15 protein-coding genes are annotated in these 17,206 nt (G+C 67.7%); 9 read left to right on the forward strand and 6 right to left on the reverse strand.

The features are described from left to right. Both JO236_RS00070 and JO236_RS00075 read right to left on the reverse strand, forming a co-directional pair. Positions 1–1,653 (reverse strand): TM0106 family RecB-like putative nuclease (locus JO236_RS00070; RefSeq protein WP_293323084.1); only part of this gene is annotated, 1,653 nt, incomplete at its 3' end. 135 nt (positions 1,654–1,788) lie between these two features. Continuing rightward, entirely contained in the window at positions 1,789–2,376 is a 588-nt protein-coding gene (locus JO236_RS00075; protein ID WP_293323086.1) for an LppP/LprE family lipoprotein, read from the reverse strand. 205 nt (positions 2,377–2,581) lie between these two features. Between JO236_RS00075 and JO236_RS00080 the strand changes: the two genes are divergently transcribed. From JO236_RS00080 to JO236_RS00105, 6 genes are all read left to right on the forward strand, one after another. After that, positions 2,582–2,947, forward strand: a complete 366-nt coding sequence (locus tag JO236_RS00080; RefSeq protein ID WP_293323058.1) for a hypothetical protein — start codon at positions 2,582–2,584, stop codon at positions 2,945–2,947. Positions 2,948–3,059: 112 nt separating this feature from the next. Further along, positions 3,060–4,763, forward strand: a complete 1,704-nt coding sequence (locus tag JO236_RS00085) for a DEAD/DEAH box helicase (RefSeq protein WP_293323060.1) — start codon at positions 3,060–3,062, stop codon at positions 4,761–4,763. Then, positions 4,760–5,902, forward strand: coding sequence for an acyltransferase family protein (locus tag JO236_RS00090; RefSeq protein WP_293323062.1), 1,143 nt, complete (start codon positions 4,760–4,762; stop codon positions 5,900–5,902). The genes JO236_RS00085 and JO236_RS00090 overlap by 4 nt, the downstream gene beginning before the upstream one ends. A 42-nt stretch (positions 5,903–5,944) precedes the next feature. Further along, positions 5,945–7,480: an MFS transporter gene (locus JO236_RS00095; protein ID WP_323802137.1), complete on the forward strand. Its 1,536-nt coding sequence runs from the start codon at positions 5,945–5,947 to the stop codon at positions 7,478–7,480. 12 nt (positions 7,481–7,492) lie between these two features. Next, positions 7,493–8,299 carry a GNAT family N-acetyltransferase gene (locus JO236_RS00100; protein WP_293323066.1) on the forward strand — a complete coding sequence of 269 codons (807 nt, stop codon included), beginning with the start codon at positions 7,493–7,495 and terminating at the stop codon, positions 8,297–8,299. Beyond that, positions 8,286–9,542, forward strand: coding sequence for a lysine N(6)-hydroxylase/L-ornithine N(5)-oxygenase family protein (locus JO236_RS00105; RefSeq protein ID WP_293323068.1), 1,257 nt, complete (start codon positions 8,286–8,288; stop codon positions 9,540–9,542). Before JO236_RS00100 ends, JO236_RS00105 begins: the two co-directional genes overlap by 14 nt. Here the strand turns inward: JO236_RS00105 and JO236_RS00110 are convergent. The 4 genes from JO236_RS00110 to JO236_RS00125 all read right to left on the reverse strand — a co-directional run bounded on the left by JO236_RS00110 (position 9,539) and on the right by JO236_RS00125 (position 14,080). Beyond that, the gene (locus JO236_RS00110; protein ID WP_293323070.1) at positions 9,539–10,123 is read right to left on the reverse strand and encodes a TetR/AcrR family transcriptional regulator; all 585 of its coding nucleotides are present in this window, start codon (positions 10,121–10,123) and stop codon (positions 9,539–9,541) included. The two genes, JO236_RS00105 and JO236_RS00110, sit on opposite strands and share 4 nt — an antisense overlap. Then, positions 10,124–11,359 carry a cytochrome P450 gene (locus JO236_RS00115; protein ID WP_293323072.1) on the reverse strand — a complete coding sequence of 412 codons (1,236 nt, stop codon included), beginning with the start codon at positions 11,357–11,359 and terminating at the stop codon, positions 10,124–10,126. It lies immediately after the preceding gene. A 100-nt stretch (positions 11,360–11,459) separates the two neighbouring features. Next, the gene (locus JO236_RS00120; protein ID WP_293323074.1) at positions 11,460–12,821 is read right to left on the reverse strand and encodes an FAD-binding oxidoreductase; all 1,362 of its coding nucleotides are present in this window, start codon (positions 12,819–12,821) and stop codon (positions 11,460–11,462) included. Next, a complete protein-coding gene (locus JO236_RS00125; RefSeq protein ID WP_293323076.1) occupies positions 12,818–14,080 on the reverse strand; it encodes an MFS transporter in 1,263 nt (420 codons plus the stop codon). Before JO236_RS00125 ends, JO236_RS00120 begins: the two co-directional genes overlap by 4 nt. A gap of 68 nt (positions 14,081–14,148) precedes the next feature. Between JO236_RS00125 and JO236_RS00130 the strand changes: the two genes are divergently transcribed. The 3 genes from JO236_RS00130 to JO236_RS00140 form a co-directional block, all read left to right on the forward strand. Next, entirely contained in the window at positions 14,149–14,973 is an 825-nt protein-coding gene (locus JO236_RS00130) for a uracil-DNA glycosylase (RefSeq protein WP_293323078.1), read from the forward strand. Then, complete coding sequence (locus JO236_RS00135; RefSeq protein ID WP_293323080.1) at positions 14,970–16,106, forward strand: FAD-binding protein; 1,137 nt, start codon at positions 14,970–14,972, stop codon at positions 16,104–16,106. Before JO236_RS00130 ends, JO236_RS00135 begins: the two co-directional genes overlap by 4 nt. Positions 16,107–16,231: 125 nt before the next feature. After that, on the forward strand, positions 16,232–17,206 hold a 975-nt coding region (locus JO236_RS00140), incomplete at its 3' end, for an LLM class flavin-dependent oxidoreductase (protein ID WP_293323082.1).

The following is a 17,206-nucleotide window of genomic DNA, read 5'->3' on the forward strand; positions in this document are numbered from 1 at the left end:
CACGGCAGCCTGCTCAGGGCTGCGCTCGCCGGCCGCGGCGTCGCCGGTGCAGGCCGCCAGGGTCGCGGCCAGCCGGTCGTGGTCTTCGACCTTGCCGACGTCGGGAACCGGTTGGACACCGATCGGGGTGACCCCGGCCTCAAAGGCACGCATCACGAGCCAGTTGCGCAGTTCCCGGGTCGACCGGCAATCGTAACGGTTGTAGTCCTCGATCTCCTTCAGGACGTTGGCAGCGTCGTCGAGGCGTCCGGCGTCGCGCAGTTCGCAGTACCGCGCGTAGGAGGTGATGGAGTCTGCGGCGGTGGTCACATCGCCGGAGCGCAGTTCGGCGCCCATGTAGAGTGGCTCGAGCGCCTTCAGGCTGAAGGACTCGGCACCCACGCGAATGCTCTTGCGCACCAACGGATACAGGTCCACCAGCACGCCGTTGCGGAGCAGGTCGTCGACGTCGTCCTCGCCGACTCCGTAGCGTCCGGCAAGCCGCAACAGCGCGGTCTTCTCGTAGGGCGCGTAATGGTAGATGTGCATGTTGGGGTAGCGCTTGCGGCGCTTGGCGACCATGGCCAGGAAGTCGGCGAGTGCCCTGCGTTCGTCGACCTGGTCGTGGGCCCACAGGGGCCGGAAGGCCCCGGAGGTCTCCAGCACGCCGAACAGGTACTCGAGACCCCAGTCGCGGCCGTTGGGAGTCCACAGCGGATCGCCCTCGAAGTCGAAGAACAGGTCGCCGGGGTCCGGTTCCGGCAACAGCGCCAGGGGCTGCGGGTCGGCGATTTGGTACTGCGGGGTTCCACTATCACGTTGGCGGACTTGTAGTTTGGCCTGTGCGGTCAGCTTGGCCAGGGTGCTGGGCGTGAGGCCGGGCACCCGCCCGGTGTGGCCGGCCAGCCCGGTCAGGGTGGTAATGCCCGCACTAATCAGCTTGTCCCGCTGGGTAATTCGAATAGCGGCGACCAGCAACAGGTCGTCGGCGGCGCGCACCTGCTCGGTGCACAGCGGACATCGCAGGCACGCGCCCACGTCCTGGTCCTCCCACCGCACCGCGTGGCCAACGGCGTAGTGGTCGTAGAGCAGCCGTTGCAAGCGCGCGCGGTGGGTTCGATAGACGGGGATCAGGTCTCCGACACGGTATTTGGCGACGGTCCCGTCGCCGAGTTGGAGCTCGGCTTCCGGCGCCACCGCGACCCCGCAGCCGGCCAGCGTGTCGGCGTAGGCCGCCAGCTGCAGCAGCGCGGTGACCTTGGCGGAACGGGCCAGCTTCGTGTCGGTGACGCGGTAGTGGTCGTCCTCGCGGACCAGGAAGTCGGCGAAGCCGAGGAAGCGGCCGTCGAACATCGCGGCCTGGTAGACGACGGGGACAAGGTTGGCGATCGCGCGATGCGTGGCCTCCGCGGCGGCCGTCAGGCCCGCGAGCGTGTAGGCCGGGCGGCCGATGACGGCTATACCGTCGCCGAACTCATCGCGGTATCGCTCGAGGCGGCGTCGTTCGTGCTCATTGCCCAGCGCGGCGGTGCGCGCGAGTAGATCGTCCTCCACAGCGACGGCGGGACCGCGACCCAGCTTGGCGTCGAAGTCCCGCAGCAGGGCGTACTCGCAGCGGGCGGCCGCCGCGAGGTCCGACGCGCTGTAGACGACGTTATCGCCGATGACGAACACCGCACCCACGGTAGGTGAGGGGTCCGACATCCTTCCGCCGAGCGTGCATAAAATGCCGCTCCGTGCGGCGTGTCACCGTGCAGACGCGCACGCTCGCCGGGCTGCCCAGGCGCCGTGCTCGTCCGTGCGCTCGGCTTAGGCGTTCGGCGTGTTCGCGATGATCTCCACCCCGGCGCCGTTCCAGCGGAACCGCACCGGAGCGAGCACGCCGTTGATCCCGCTGGAATACGTCAGCGCCACGGTGTCGCCGGTGGACTGCGAAGGGTCAATCCCGTTGAACCCGTATGTATCCGGCACACCCTGCTTGATGAACTGACCGAGGTGGAACAACACCGCGCGGGTCGTCGGATTGTCCGCGTTGGTGTTGGCCTTGATGATCACCGCGGACAGCTGGGCGCATTGGTTGTAGTTGCCGGCCAGCGGCTCGGGGTTCCACGCTTGTTGGCTACGGGGGTCGCGCGGCAGCTCCGAGACCACCTGCGGGATGGTCGGGGCCCCCAAATTAACCGCACACGGGTCCGGCGGCGTGGTGCTGCTGGGTGGGGCGGCCTCAGTCGAGGGACCGGGAGTCGCGGGGGCGGTGATCGACGCGCTGGACGTCGTGGCCTGCGGCGTCTTGGCGACCGTCGAGTCCCCGGAGCCGCAACCGGTCAACGCCGCCGCGAGCAGGACAACGACGGCGCCCACGCGATCACGGCCTGATAACGACCACACATCGCGCACCGTACCGGCATCGGGCCCGCAGCTGCGGTAGGCGTGGCCGGTGAATCCGCCCGAAGTCGACGATCCGGGCGTGGAATTCCCCGCGCCGAGCGTGCGCGGTTGTGCGGTCCACGCGGCGTGTCGCTGGAGCAACACGCACGCTCACGGGGACCGCGACGCCCCTAACCCGGCTCTCACTGCCTAAATACGCGGTAGCTTCGGCGTGGTGATCGTTGGGGCCTTCCTCGCCGAAGCGGCTTCGGTGGTGGACAACAAGCTCAATGTGTCGGGCGGCGTGCTGTCCGGATACATGGTCGGGCCCGAGCGGGTTGCCCAGTTCGTCCTCGTGGTGCTGACCCAGTCCGTCGTCGACAACCCGGACCGCGAGATCGAGGTCGAGGTCAGGCCCCCGACGGACGATCCACCGTTGTTCATGACCTACGCGTTGCCGGCCGCGGCCGCCAGCGGCGAAATCGGCTTCGCCTTCTTCAACGTCGAGGTGGACCTGCCCACCGACGGGCGCTGGGTGTTCCTCATCACCAGCGGCGCCGGGGTGGTCTCACTCCCGCTGGAGGTGACCGGCGTCGCGTGAGGTCTCCCCCCCGCGAGCGTGCGCAAAATGCCGGCGTCAACGGCGTGTCGCCGTACCGACACGCACGCTCGCCGGTCGTAGTCAGCGCGTAGGCCACATAAACTCCTGGGCAATGGCCCTTCCCGAGACCTTCGCCGACCTGCAGATTCACCCTTCTGTGCTGCGGGCGGTCGGCGACGTCGGCTATGAGTCGCCGACGGCCATCCAGGAGGCGACGATCCCGCCGCTGATGGCGGGTTCCGACGTCGTGGGACTGGCGCAGACCGGCACCGGCAAGACGGCAGCGTTCGCGATCCCGATCCTGTCCAAGATCGACGTCACCAGCAAAGTGACCCAGGCCCTCGTCCTGGCGCCCACCCGCGAGTTGGCGCTGCAGGTGGCCGAGGCATTCAGCCGCTACGGCGCGCACCTGCCGCGGCTCAACGTGTTGCCGATCTACGGCGGATCCTCGTATGCCGTGCAGCTGGCCGGCCTCAAGCGTGGCGCCCAGGTCGTCGTGGGAACGCCCGGACGGGTCATCGACCACCTGGAACGCGGGACGTTGGACCTGTCGCGGGTGGACTACCTGGTGCTCGACGAGGCCGACGAGATGCTCAACATGGGCTTCGCCGAGGACGTCGAACGCATCCTGGCCGACACGCCCGAATATAAACAGGTTGCGCTCTTTTCGGCGACGATGCCCCCGGCGATCCGCAAGCTCACCACCAAGTACCTACACGACCCGTTCGAAGTCACGACGAAAGCGAAAACCGCTACCGCAGAGAATATTTCGCAGCGCTACATTCAGGTGGCCGGTCCCCGCAAGATGGATGCGCTGACTCGGGTCCTCGAGGTCGAGCCGTTCGAGGCGATGATCGTTTTCGTGCGCACCAAGCAGGCGACCGAGGAGGTTGCCGAAAAACTACGCGCCCGAGGGTTTTCCGCGGCCGCCATCAACGGTGACATTCCCCAGGGCCAACGCGAGCGCACCATCACCGCCCTCCGGGAGGGCAACCTCGACATTCTTGTCGCCACCGATGTGGCTGCCAGAGGACTTGACGTGGAACGCATCTCGCATGTGCTCAACTACGACATACCACACGACACCGAGTCCTACGTGCACCGGATCGGCCGTACCGGGCGCGCCGGGCGGAACGGCAACGCGCTGCTCTTTGTCTCCCCGCGGGAGCGCCACCTGCTCAAGGCGATCGAAAAGGCCACGCGCCAAACGCTGACCGAAGCCGAGTTGCCCACCGTGGAAGACGTCAACGCCCAGCGGGTCGCGAAGTTCGCCGACTCCATCACCGACGCACTCGGCGGCCCGGGCATCGAGTTGTTCCGCAGGCTAGTCGAGGATTACGAACGCGAGCACGACGTTCCCATGCCGGACATCGCCGCCGCGCTGGCGCTGCAGTCCCGCGACGGTGCGGCGTTCTTTATGGTGCCCGAACCGCCGCCTTCCGAGCGTCCTAAAAGCCGGCCGGAGCGACGCACTGAAAAGCCAAGGCGTGACCGATCTTTCACCACCTACCGGATCTCGGTGGGCAAGCGGCACAAGATCGGCCCGGGTGCGATCGTCGGCGCCATCGCCAACGAGGGGGGACTGCACCGCAGCGATTTCGGCCACATCGCCATCGGACCGGACTTCTCGTTGGTAGAACTGCCGCCCAAGCTCCCCAAAGCGACCCTGAAAAAGCTTGAGCAAACCCGCATCTCGGGCGTGCTGATCAACCTGAGACCCGACCGATCGGACCGGTCGGATCGCCCAGACCGCCCGGACCGCTCAGACCGGCCGGACCGTTCGGACCGCAAACCACGGCGGAAACACGCCGGATGACCCTATCCGAGGAACAAGACGCCCAGGGCGGACTCGAACAGACCTCGGGGCCAGATCGCGTCGCGTCGCTGACCGGTGTCCGCGCGGTGGCCGCGCTCCTCGTCGTCGGCACCCACGCGGCGTACACCACGGGCAAGTACACCCACGGCTATTGGGGGCTGGTCGGCGCCCGGATGGAGATCGGCGTTCCGATCTTTTTCGTGTTGTCCGGGTTCCTTCTGTTTCGGCCGTGGGTGCAGGCCGCCAAATCCGGTGGCCCAGCGCCGTCGCTGAGTCGCTATGCGCGGCATCGGGTTCGGCGCATCATGCCCGCCTACATCGTCACCGTGCTGTTCGCCTACGTGCTCTACCACTTCCGTGAGGTCGGGCCCAACCCCGGGCACAGCTGGCTCGGCCTGATCCGCAACCTCACGCTGACACAGATCTACACCGACGGCTACCTCGGCAAGTATCTGCATCAGGGTCTCACCCAGATGTGGAGCCTGGCGGTGGAGGCGTCCTTCTATGTGCTGCTGCCGCCGCTGGCATACCTGCTGCTCACCCGGATCCCTCGGCGACGATGGCAGCCCAGGCTGGTCCTGACAGCCGTGTCGGGCATGTTGTTGATCAGCCCGGGATGGCTGGTTCTGGTGCACATCGATCACTTCTTTCCCGACGGCGCCCGGCTTTGGCTGCCTACGTATCTGGCGTGGTTCCTCGGCGGCATGATGTTGACCGTGCTGCAGGCCATGGGCGTGCGCTGCTACGCCTTCGTCGCCATCCCGCTCGCGGTCGTCAGCTACTTCATCGTCTCCACCCCGATCGCGGGCGCGCCCACGACGTCGCCGGCGTCGCTGAGCGAGGCGTTGTACAAGACGTGCTTCTATGCCGTCATCGCCGCCCTGGCGGTGGCGCCGCTGGCCCTGGGCGACCAGGGCTGGTATTCGCGCGTGCTGGCGAGCCGGCCGATGGTGTGGCTGGGCGAGATCTCCTATGAGATCTTTCTGATCCATTTGGTGACCATGGAGTTCGCCATGGTCTACATCGTGCGGGCGCACGTCTACACCGGCTCGATGTTCAACCTCTTCATCGCCACGGTGGTCGTGACGATCCCGCTGGCCTGGCTGCTGCACCGGTTCACCCGGGTCAAGGATGGCTGAATGGCGTCCGTCGGGGAACGCACGACCTCTTCGCATCCACGCCTGACCCTGGTCGCCGTGTGCCTCGCGGTTTTCATGTTGCTGCTCGACATGACCATCGTTTCGGCCGCACTCGCCAACATTCAGGCAACCCTCAACACCCAACTCAGCGGCCTGCAGTGGGTGGTCGACGCCTACGCGCTGCCGATGGCGGGACTGCTGCTCACCGCGGCCACGCTGGGTGATCGACTCGGGCGGCGCCGTCTGTATCTGGCGGGAATGACGGTGTTCACACTGGCTTCCGCCGGCTGCGCACTGGCCGGCGGCATCGCGCTGCTGAACCTGTGCCGGGCGCTTCAGGGTGCGGGCGGGGCGGTCCTGCTGGGTGTTTCGCTGCCGATGGTGGCCGCGGCCTTTCCCGGGCAGCGGGGCAGGGGGATCGCGATCGCGATCTACGGCGCCGTGATGGGCGCGGGCTCCGCCGTCGGGCCGCTGCTGGGCGGCGCGCTGGTCGGCGCGTTCGGCTGGGAGTCGATCTTCGTGATCAACGTGCCGATCGGGTTGGCGGCCCTGGCGATCGCGGTGTGGTTCGTCCCGGAAACCTCTGCCGCACACGACCGTCGGCCCGACTGGGTCGGTACGGCGATGTTGTCGGCGGCACTGTTTGCCGGCGTCTACGCGATGATCGAAGGCGACCGCCGCGGCTGGAGCGGCGGGCTGATTCCGGTGCTGGGCGCGTTCGGCATGCTGGGCCTGCTGGTGTTCGGTTGGTGGGAATCGCACGTGCGTGCCCCGATGCTCGACCTGCGCATGGTGCGCCGGCCGGGGTTCGCGGGGGTCTCGCTGGCGGCGTTCGCCGCGACCGCGACGCTGATCGCCTCGACCAACTATCTGGCGCTGTATTTCATGAACACCCTGGGGTACAGCCCCTTTCAGACGGGCCTGCGGGCACTCCCGCTGACCGTCGCCTGCGTGCTGGGCGCCCCCCTGGCCATGGCGGCCACGCGGTATTTCCCTGCGTGGACGTCGATCCCGGGTGGTGTGGTCCTGATCGCGGTGGGTCTGTGGCTGATGACCGGGGTCACCGAGAACACCGTGTGGACCCATTTCGTCGCGGGCTCGGTTGTGGCGGGCCTCGGTCTGGGTGGTTTGTTCGCGTTGACATCCGACATCGCACTGCATTTCGTGCCGGTGGGCGACGCCGGAATGGCGACCGGCGCGGTCAGCACCGTTCGTCAGATCGGCATCCTGGCGGGCGTCGCCGGGCTGGGGGCTCTGTTCAGCCGGCACGCGGCCGACCGCGCCGCGCAGGGGCTTGCCCAACTCCACAGCCCAGGCCCCACAAGGCAACTCGTCGACAGGTTGTCCGCAGGGGCAGGCCTACGGGCGCTCGACCTGCTACCCCAAGACATGCAACCTGCCCTCCCGGCAATCGCGCGGGTGGCCCGCCAGTCCAGCGCCGACGGAATGCAGGCCGTGCTGGGGGCCGCCGCGACCGCGGCCACCGCCGCGGCGATCGGGTCGGCGATACTGATCGCGGTCGGGGCGCGCCACCACGAGAAATCCGAAATACCGTTTGCTGAAGGCAGATCCGTGTAATGTCGAATTATTATGTTAGGCGACGCGGTCCTTATCCCGGCGGCCGATACCGGCCGGTATAGCGTAGTCATTTCCACCGACCCCCGGGACATCGAAGCCGCTCAGCGCTTGCGTTATCTGACGTTTGCCGAGGAAATGGGGGCGGCCCTGCCGCGGGCAGTCCCCGGCCCGCTGAGCGGGGAAATGATCGATGTCGATCAATTCGATCCGTTCAGCGATCACCTGCTGGCCCGAGACGAGACGAGCGGACAGATCGTCGGCTGCTACCGGCTGCTGCCACCCGATGGCGCCCGGGCCGCCGGCGGGCTGTTCGCCGACACCACCTTCGACATCGGTGGCCTGAATGAATTGCGCCCCAAGCTGGTCGAACTCGGTCGGGCCAGCGTGCACGTCGATCATCGAAACGGCGCGGTAATGGGCTTGTTGTGGGCAGGCATCTTTCGCTATCAGGAAATCACCGGCCATGAATGGGGAATCGGCTCGCTGTCGGTCCGGATGGAGGACGGTGGACCGCGCGGCTCGTTGGTTCGCGGTGTGCGGGACGTTGCTTTCGGCGAGCACCGGGCGCCCCCGCGTTACCGGGTCTACCCTCGAAACCCGGTTCGGGTCAACGGATTGAGCCTCGCCGAGTTACCCGACCCGGGACATGTGCGCATCCCGCCCATGGTGCAGGGATCCCTGCGGATCGGCGGGGTGATCTGTGGAGAACCTTCCTACGACCCGGATTTCGACATGGCCGACTTCGTCGTGTTGATCAACCGGGCCATGGTGCGTGAACGTTATCTGGAACGGCTGACGCGTTCTCATGTCCATTCCTGAAACCACCGAATTACTCGGAATCGGCTTCGGGCCGTCGAATCTCGCGCTCGCGATCGCACTTGCTGAGCAGGACCTGGGCGCGCTGTTCGTGGAGGCGCAGCCCAAATTCAGTTGGCATCGGGGAATGTTGCTGCCGCACGCGCGCATGCAGATACCGTTTCTCAAAGATCTGGTGAGTCTGCGGAACGTTAAAAGCGACTTCACGTTCGTGAACTATCTGAGCGAGCGTGGCCGGCTCGTCGAGTTCATCGGCCGGCACACGCTGTTTCCCAGCAGGCTGGAATACCACGACTACCTTGAGTGGGCCGCCGCCCGGTTCGCCGCCCACGTCCGCTACGGACACCGTGTCGTCGAAATCACCTCGGGGGAATCGGGTTTCGTGGTGCGCACCGGGGCTGGGCGGGCGATAGCCGCCACGACGTTGGTGCTGGGCACCGGACTGCGGCCCGCGCTGCCCGAGGGCATCCAGGAGAGTGCCCGGCAGTGGCACAGCAGTCGGTTGCTGGGCAACATGGCCGAGCGTGCGTCAACCGTCCCACGGCGATTCGCCGTAGTCGGCGCGGGCCAGAGCGCGGCCGAGGTGGCCGCCCACCTGCACGACACCTACCCTCGGGTCGAGGTGCATGCCGTATACGCCCGCTACGGGTATAGCGCGGTGGACGACAGTGCCTATGCCAATCGCATTTTCGACCCGTCGGCCGTGGACGATTTCTACGACGCTGACGACCTGACCCGTCGACGCCTGTTCGAATACCATCGCTCGACCAACTATTCGGCCGTCGATCCGCAGTTGATCGACGAGCTTTACTCGCGCGAGTACGCCGAACGGGTGTCCGGCAGGCGGCGCCTGTTCATGCACAATATGTCTGAAGTCCTTGGCGCGCAAGAACATCCGCACGGGGTGCGGCTAACGTTAGCCAACCTTGCCGACCACTCCGAGATGACGTTGGACTGTGATGTCGTGGTGTATGCGACGGGCTATGCGCCGCTCGACTTCCGACGCTTCCTGGGTGAGCTGTCCAGCCGTTACGAATTCGATTCGGAGGGGCGGCCCGCCGTCACTCGGGACTACCGATTGGTGCCCAAAGCGGGCGCGCCGGGCGACATCTACCTCAACGGCTCCGTCGAACACACGCATGGTCTGGCGTCGTCGTTGCTGTCCAACGTTGGAGTGCGCGCCGGGGAAATCGCCGCCACCTTCGCCGCGCGTCAGCTGCGCGGCCCGCGCGCGGCCACGGCTTAGTCACCGTAGGTGGCCTGACGGGCGGTCACGACCGGCGCCACGAACTCCTCGAGCATCGCGCGCTCGTCGGCTTCGTCGCCGCCGGGGAACATCAGCAGGGAGATGATCACCCGCACCGCCCAGCGCGCGCGGCGTTCGACGGTGACGGGGTCGTCGGGACCCAGGGAGTTGAGGAAGGCGGCCGCCAGGGCCGCGATCAGGTCGGACCGCCCGGCCAACTCGCCACCGATCGGCGGGCGTGTGGTGGCAAACCACGACGCCAGCGCCGGGTTGGCGCGCACTATTCGCAACGTCACGGCCATGCTCGCGATCAGCCGCTCCCGCGGGTCCTCAACACCGTCGATCTGCCGCATGATCTCGCGTCCCAACCGACGCATCTCGCGGTGGATGTACGCGGTGCGCAGCGCCTCCCGATTGTCGAAGTAGCGGTACAGGGTAGCGCGGGAACACCCTGCGGCCCTGGCGATTTCGTTCATGCCGATCGAGTCCGGATCGCGCTGCGTGTAAAGCTCCTCGGCGGCGTCGAGGATCCGGTCGGCCGCGACCTCGGTGCGCTTCTCGCCCAGCCAGTCGGCCGGCATCTACGACGCCACCCGGAACGGCACCGACAGCGGACGCCGCACATAACTGCCGCCCGCCCACACGATGCCTGACTCGTCCACCTCGAAGTTGGGGCAGCGGGCCAGCAGTTCGGTCAGCGCGACCCGGGACTGCATGCGGGCCGCGGCCGCGCCCAGGCAGTGGTGCGCACCGTGGCTGAAGGTCAGGATGTTGCGCGGGCAGCGCCGCACGTCGAGTTCGCCGGCGTCCGGCCCGTACTGCCGTTCGTCGCGGTTGGCGGAGCCGTAGAGCAGCAACACCCGGCGGCCGGCCGGGATGGTGGTGTCACCGATCGTCGTGTCGCGGGTGACCGTGCGCGCCAGCCCCTGCACCGGGGACGTCAGCCGCAGCAGTTCCTCGACGGCGTCGGGGATCAGGTCCGGGTTGTCGACGAGCAACAGCCGCTGGTCGGGTCGCTGGTGCAGCAACGGCATGGACCCGCCCAGCATGCCGGTGACGGTGTCGTTGCCACCGGTGACCATCGTGAACGTGAAACCCAGGATCGACAGGATGCCGGCGATGTCGCCGTCCGCGCCGATCCCCGCCGCCACCAGATGTGAGATGGTGTCGTCCTCGGGTTGCGTGCGGCGCCGCTCGATCAGCGCGGTGAAGTAGGCCATCAGCGATCCCACCGCGTCGCCGGCGGTCTCCAGCTGGGCGGCCACGCCCCCCTCGGCGGTGTTCGCCGCGACGATAGCCTGCGTCCAGCCGTCGAACTGCGCCCAATCCTCTTCGGGCACACCGAGATAGTGCGCAACCACCATCGATGGCAGCGGCTTGAACAGGTCGGCGGCAATGTCGCCGCCGCCGTTGGCGCGCAGGCTTTCGACGCGCTCGACGACGAACTGACGCACCTTGGGCTCCACCGCCTCGACCTGTCGCGGGGTGAACCCCCGCGACACCAACTTGCGAAACTCGGTGTGCACCGGCGGGTCCTGCATCACCATTGGCGGATTATCTTGCAGCCCAATCAATTCGAGGTCGCGGTAGTTTACCGTCAATCCCTGCGCGGAGGAGAAGGTCTCGTGGTCGCGGGCCGCCGCCCAGACGTCGGCGTGCCGGGACAGCACGTAATAGTCGTCCTCCCGGTATTTCGGAGGGACGACGTGATGCACCGGGTCGTGGTCGCGCAGCGCGCGGTACATCGGCCAGGGATCGGACCAGGTCTCGGCGGTGGCGAGCTGGAACGGGACCGGGTGAGACACAACCGCTGTCATGTCTCATTGGTACGACAACCGCTGCAGAATGTCAACCGCCGAGTGTGCATCCCACGACGCGACACGCCGCAATCACGTCGTCAGATTCACGCTCGGCGAACTAGATGGCCGCACCCGGGTTCAGGATCCCGTCGGGGTCCAGCGCCTGCTTGATGCGCCGATTCACCTCCATCACGTCGGGCCCGAGATAGCCCGCCAGCCATGGCCGCTTCAGGCGGCCGACGCCGTGCTCACCAGTGATCGTGCCGCCCAGGCCGACGGCCAGGTCCATGATCTCGCCGAACGCCAGGTTGGCGCGCTCGGTCATCGCCGCATCCAACGGGTCGTACACGATCAGCGGGTGGGTGTTGCCGTCGCCGGCGTGGGCGATCACCGAGATCATCAGGTCGCGTTCGGCGGCGATTCGCGCGATGCCGGTGACCAGCTCGCCGAGCGCCGGCAGCGGCACCCCGACGTCCTCGAGCAGCAGTGACCCCTTGGCCTCGACCGCCGGGATGCAGAACCTGCGCGCGGCAACGAACGCCTCACCCTCGTCGGGATCGTCGGTCGAGAACACTTCCGTCGCACCGTTTTCCGCGAACACCGCGGCAATCACCTCGGCGTCCTCGCCGCTGGCGCGCCCCCGTTCGTCGGAGCCGGCGACCAGCATGGCGGCCGCCGAGCGGTCCAGGTCCATGCGCAACGTGTCCTCCACGGCGTTGATCGCCACCGAATCCATGAATTCCAACATGGCCGGGCGCAGCCGCGCGGTAACCCCCAGCACCGCCCGAACCGCCGCCTCCACCGACGCGAACGTGGCCACCACCACGCTGGAGGCGTTCGGTGCGGGCAGCAGCCGCAGAGTGACCTCGGTGATGATGCCCAGCGTGCCCTCGCTGCCGACGAACAGTTTGGTCAGCGAAAGCCCGGCGACGTCCTTCAGGCGCGGGCCGCCCAATCGCACCGCGGTGCCGTCGGCTAGCACCACCTCCATGCCCAGCACATAGTCGGTGGTGACGCCGTATTTCACGCAGCACAACCCGCCGGCGTTGGTGGCGATGTTGCCGCCGATGCTGCAGATCTCGAACGACGACGGGTCGGGCGGATACCACAGCCCGTATTCGGCGACGGCCTTCTTGACCTCGGCGTTGAACAGGCCGGGCTGGCATACCGCGGTGCGGGTGACCGGGTCGACGGCGATGTCGCGCATCTTTTCCGTCGACAGCACGATCCCGCCGTCCAGCGCGGTCGCCCCGCCCGACAGCCCGCTGCCCGCACCCCGGGTCACCACCGGCGCCTGGTTCGCGGTGGCCCAGCGCAGCACGGCCTGCACCTCCGCGGTGCACCGCGGTCGGACCACCGCCAGCGGCTTGCCGGCCGACGGGTCGAACGCGCGGTCCTGCCGGTAGCCCTCGGTGACGGCGGGGTCGGTGACCACCGTCCCGTCGGGCAGCTCGGCGATCAGGCTGTCCAGTGCGTTCACTCACCCGATGCTAGACCGGATTCCAAGAGCCCCGGCTGGGCCACGTTGTCCAGTTCGCGCAGCGACGGCAGCCGCACGCACACCAGTCCCGTCGCCAGAATCGGCAGGGCCAACGCCAGAAACGCGACCCGCAAACCCGCGGTGTCGGTCAGCGGACCGGCCAGCAACAGGCCCAGCGGTCCGGCCGCGAAGGCCAGCGACGTCATCACCCCGGTGACCCGGCCACGCAGGTAGTGCGGCGCGCGGGTCTGGACCACGTAGGCGTAGATCGGCTGGATCGGCCCGTAGACCAGGCCGATCAGACCGCAGAGCACCAGGATGACCGGCAACGGCGGCAGGAACGCGATGACCGTCGTCGCCGCCCCGAACGTGAGGACGGCCACCAGCATGATCGTTCGCCTGCGCCCGTACTTCGACAGCGCCGCGTAGCCCAGCGCGCCCACCAGACCGCCAAGGGACAGCGCCATCAGCGCCCAGCCCAGCTGCTGGGGTTGATGGTGATCGGTGAAGTACTTCGGGAACAGCACGCTCTCCATCGGCAGATAGAGCGCGGTGACGACCAGGTCGATGAGCGCCAGCGTGCGCAGCACCCGCAGGCTCCAGACAAAACGCAGTCCCTCGTTTATCCCGGATGTCAGGCCCTGCGGGCGGGTCGCGTGTGCCGGCTGGCCGGCACCCTCGAGGCGCAAAACGGCCATCGACAGCAGCGATAAGCCGAACGCCCCCGCGGTGATCCACATGGTGGTGATGCCGCCGACCTCGGCGATCATCAGGCCGCCGATCCCCGGGCCGACGGTGAAGGCCAGGCTCAGGATCGCCTCGTAGCTGCTGTTGGTCCGGTCCAGCGACCAGCCGGCCCGCGCGGCGGCCTCGGGCAGCATCGATTGGCGTGCCGTCATTCCGGCGGGGTCGAAGGTGGATGCGCAGGCGCCCAGCGCCGCCAACACCGCAAAGTTGACCGCGTCTGATCCGAATGCCAACGCCACCAACGGAACTCCGGCCACCGCCGCCCCTGACAACGCGTCGGCGACGACGGACACCCGACGTCGGCCGAAGTAGTCCACCGCTGTGCCCGCGACCAGGGTGGAGAACAGCAACGGCAGCGTGATCGCACCGGCCACGATCGACGCCTGCCCTGCGCTCCCCGAGCGCTGCAACACCAGCCAGGGGAACGCGACAATCGAGATGCCGTCGCCCGCCGACGCCACCAACGTCGCGAACAGGATCAGAAAAGCCGGACCGCGGCTGCTGTTTCTCATCGGATCTCGCGGCTGAATCTATCGCCCAAGACAGCTGGGAACCACCGAATTAACGGCAGGATGTTGGTGTGCAGCCGCATCCACGTACCGGCCAGCAGTTCGGTTCTCCCGTCCCACCCGGCATCGGTTGGCCGGGTGACGCGGCGACGCCGCGGACCCCCGTGGCAGCTGACGCCGCCCAAGTCGTCACGCTGGCGGAGCAGAGCGGCTCGATACCCGAGCTCGACGCGGCCAGCAGCGTGTGCCGGGCCTGCCCCCGGCTGGTCACCTGGCGGGAGGAGGTCGCGGTCGCCAAACGACGGGCCTTCGCCGACCAGCCGTACTGGGGCCGGCCGGTGCCGGGCTGGGGGTCGGAGCGCCCGCGGTTGTTGATCGTCGGGTTGGCGCCCGCGGCGCACGGCGCCAACCGCACCGGTCGGATGTTCACCGGCGACCGCTCGGGGGATCAGCTCTACGCCGCGCTGCACCGCGCCGGCCTGGTGAACCAGCCGACCAGCGTGGACGCCGCGGACGGGCTGCGCGCCAACCAGATTCGCATCGTGGCGCCGGTGCGGTGCGCGCCACCGGCCAACGCGCCCACGCCCGCCGAACGGGTGACCTGCTCGGCTTGGCTGGCCGCCGAATGGCGATTGGTGTCCGAGCGCGTGCGGGTGATCGTCGCGTTGGGCGGGTTCGCCTGGCAGGTCGCGTTGGGGTTGCCCACCGAGCACCAGGGATCCAAGCGGCTGAAGAAACCGCGGTTCGGGCATGGGGCCGTCGTTGACCTGCCGGGCGACGTGCGTTTGCTCGGGTGCTACCACCCGAGTCAGCAGAACATGTTCACCGGTAGGTTGACTCCGGCGATGCTCGACGACATCTTCAGCGAGGCGAGGAAGCAGGCAGGGATTCGGTGACGGCGAAAAGTGTTCTGGTATCCGGCGCCAGCGTCGCCGGTATAACCACCGCGTATTGGCTTGCGCAGCATGGTTATTCGGTCACTGTGGTGGAGCGCAATCCCGGATTGCGGATGGGGGGTCAGGCGATCGACGTCCGCGGTCCGGCGCTGTCGGTGCTGGAACGCATGCGGCTGCGCGCCGCGGCCAATCATCGCAGGACGCGGATGTGGGGCGCATCAGTCGTCGACCGTGACGGCAACGAACTGTCGCAGGACACCGAGTCGACGCCGACAGGCGGGCCCATCGCCAGCCCCGACATCGAGCTGCTCCGCGACGACCTTGTCGAATTGCTCTATGAGGAAACGCAACTCGACGTCGAGTACCTGTTCGACGACAGCATTGCGGCGTTGGACGACGACGGCACCGCGGTACGGGTGACCTTCGAGCGCGCCGACGCGCGCAGCGTCGACCTGGTGATCGGTGCCGACGGATTGCATTCCAACGTCCGCAGGCTGGTTTTCGGTGCGGAGGACCAATTCATCGAAAGGCTGGGCACGCACGCGGCGATTTTCACCGTGCCCAACTTCCTGGACCTGGACTACTGGCAGACGTGGCACTACGGCGACTCCACCATGGCCGGGGTGTACAGCGCGCGGGACAACACCGAGGCCCGCGCCATGTTGGGCTTCATGGATTCCGAACTTCGGTTGGATTACCGCGACACCGAGGCCCAGTTCGCCGAGCTGGAACGGCGGATGGCCGACGACGGCTGGGTCCGCCCGCAGCTGCTGGAGTACATGCGCCAAGCGCCGGACTTCTACTTCGACGAGATGTCACAAATCAAGATGGATCGCTGGTCGCGGGGCAGGGTCGCGCTGGTCGGCGACGCCGGGTATTGCTGCTCGCCGTTGTCGGGCCAGGGGACCAGCGTCGCGCTGCTGGGCGCCTACATCCTGGCCGGCGAACTCAAGGCCGCCTCCCAAAGCGGCGAGCTCGACTACGAGCGCGGTTTTGCCAACTACCGGAACGAGTTTCAGGACTATGTACAGCGCAATCAGTGGCTGGTCGTCGACAACATCCCCGGGGGAGCGCCGATCCCGCAGGAGGTGTTCGACCGCATCGTGCGTTCGATCGAGCTGAAGGACTACTGACGACACCTTCTCGGCGATCTCGCGACGGCCGCCGAGCGTGGCGCTGCGGTCACCGTCGAACGTGACCTCAGCGTCACACTTGGGCGCGGGGAATCTTCGCGGCCGCACCGGCGTTGACTGACTTCGTGCGTCTTTCCGTTCTTGATCTGGTCCCGGTGCGCACCGACCAGTCGACCGCCGACGCGCTGGCGGCAACCGTGACGCTGGCGCAGACCGCCGACCGGCTGGGTTTCACTCGCTACTGGGTCGCCGAACACCACAACATGCCGTCCGTGGGCGCCACCAGCCCCCCGGTGCTGATCGCCTACCTGGCCGCGCAGACCGCGCAGCTGCGCCTCGGATCGGGTGGGGTGATGCTGCCCAACCACGCGCCGCTGGCGGTGGCCGAGCAGTTCGCGCTGCTGGAAGCCGCCGCACCGGGTCGCGTCGACCTGGGCATCGGCCGAGCGCCCGGATCGGACCCCGTGACGTCGTACGCCCTGCGGGGCGGCCGCGGCGAGCAGGACATCGCAAACTTCCCCGAGTATCTCGACGACGTGGTGGCACTGATGAGCGCGCGCGGTGTGCGGGTACCGCTGCGCTCCGGTGACTACACCCTTAGGGCCACCCCGGCCGCGGCCAGCGAGCCGCGGGTGTGGCTGTTGGGGTCGTCGATGTACTCGGCACAGCTGGCCGCCGCGAAGGGTTTGCCGTATGTGTTCGCCCACCACTTCTCCGGCAAAGGCACCGAAGAGGCGCTGGAGCTCTACCGCACCCAGTTCCGGCCGAGCGACCTGGCCGCCGAGCCGGTGACGTTCCTGACGGTGAACGCCGTCGTGGCCGAAACACGTGACGAGGCAACAGAATTGATACTGCCCAACCTGCAGATGATGGCCCGGCTGCGGACCGGGCAGCCGCTCGGGCGGCTGCAGCTCGTCGAGGAGGCTCGCGAATCGCGGCTCACCGACCAGCAGCAGCACATCGTGGACGGCGCATTGCGGCGGGCCGTCGTCGGCTCACCGGCCGAAGCCGCCGAACAGCTGACGGCGCTGGCGGACCGGTTCGGCGTCGACGAGGTGATGGTGCACCCGGTCGCCTCCGCTCACCGCGGCACCCGGGCC

Origin of the sequence: Mycobacterium sp., assembly GCF_019247635.1 — a bacterium.
In the GTDB taxonomy this organism is placed as follows: Bacteria; Actinomycetota; Actinomycetes; order Mycobacteriales; family Mycobacteriaceae; genus Mycobacterium.

What these genes read in the sequence shown, in the direction of transcription:
- JO236_RS00110 (WP_293323070.1), bottom strand. Translation starts at nt 10,123, where the DNA reads ATGCCGGCCGACTGGCTGGGCGAGAAGCGCACCGAGGTCGCGGCCGAC.
- JO236_RS00085 (WP_293323060.1), top strand. Translation starts at nt 3,060, where the DNA reads ATGGCCCTTCCCGAGACCTTCGCCGACCTGCAGATTCACCCTTCTGTG.
- JO236_RS00090 (WP_293323062.1), top strand. Translation starts at nt 4,760, where the DNA reads ATGACCCTATCCGAGGAACAAGACGCCCAGGGCGGACTCGAACAGACC.
- JO236_RS00115 (WP_293323072.1), bottom strand. Translation starts at nt 11,359, where the DNA reads ATGACAGCGGTTGTGTCTCACCCGGTCCCGTTCCAGCTCGCCACCGCC.
- JO236_RS00125 (WP_293323076.1), bottom strand. Translation starts at nt 14,080, where the DNA reads ATGAGAAACAGCAGCCGCGGTCCGGCTTTTCTGATCCTGTTCGCGACG.
- JO236_RS00105 (WP_293323068.1), top strand. Translation starts at nt 8,286, where the DNA reads ATGTCCATTCCTGAAACCACCGAATTACTCGGAATCGGCTTCGGGCCG.
- JO236_RS00100 (WP_293323066.1), top strand. Translation starts at nt 7,493, where the DNA reads ATGTTAGGCGACGCGGTCCTTATCCCGGCGGCCGATACCGGCCGGTAT.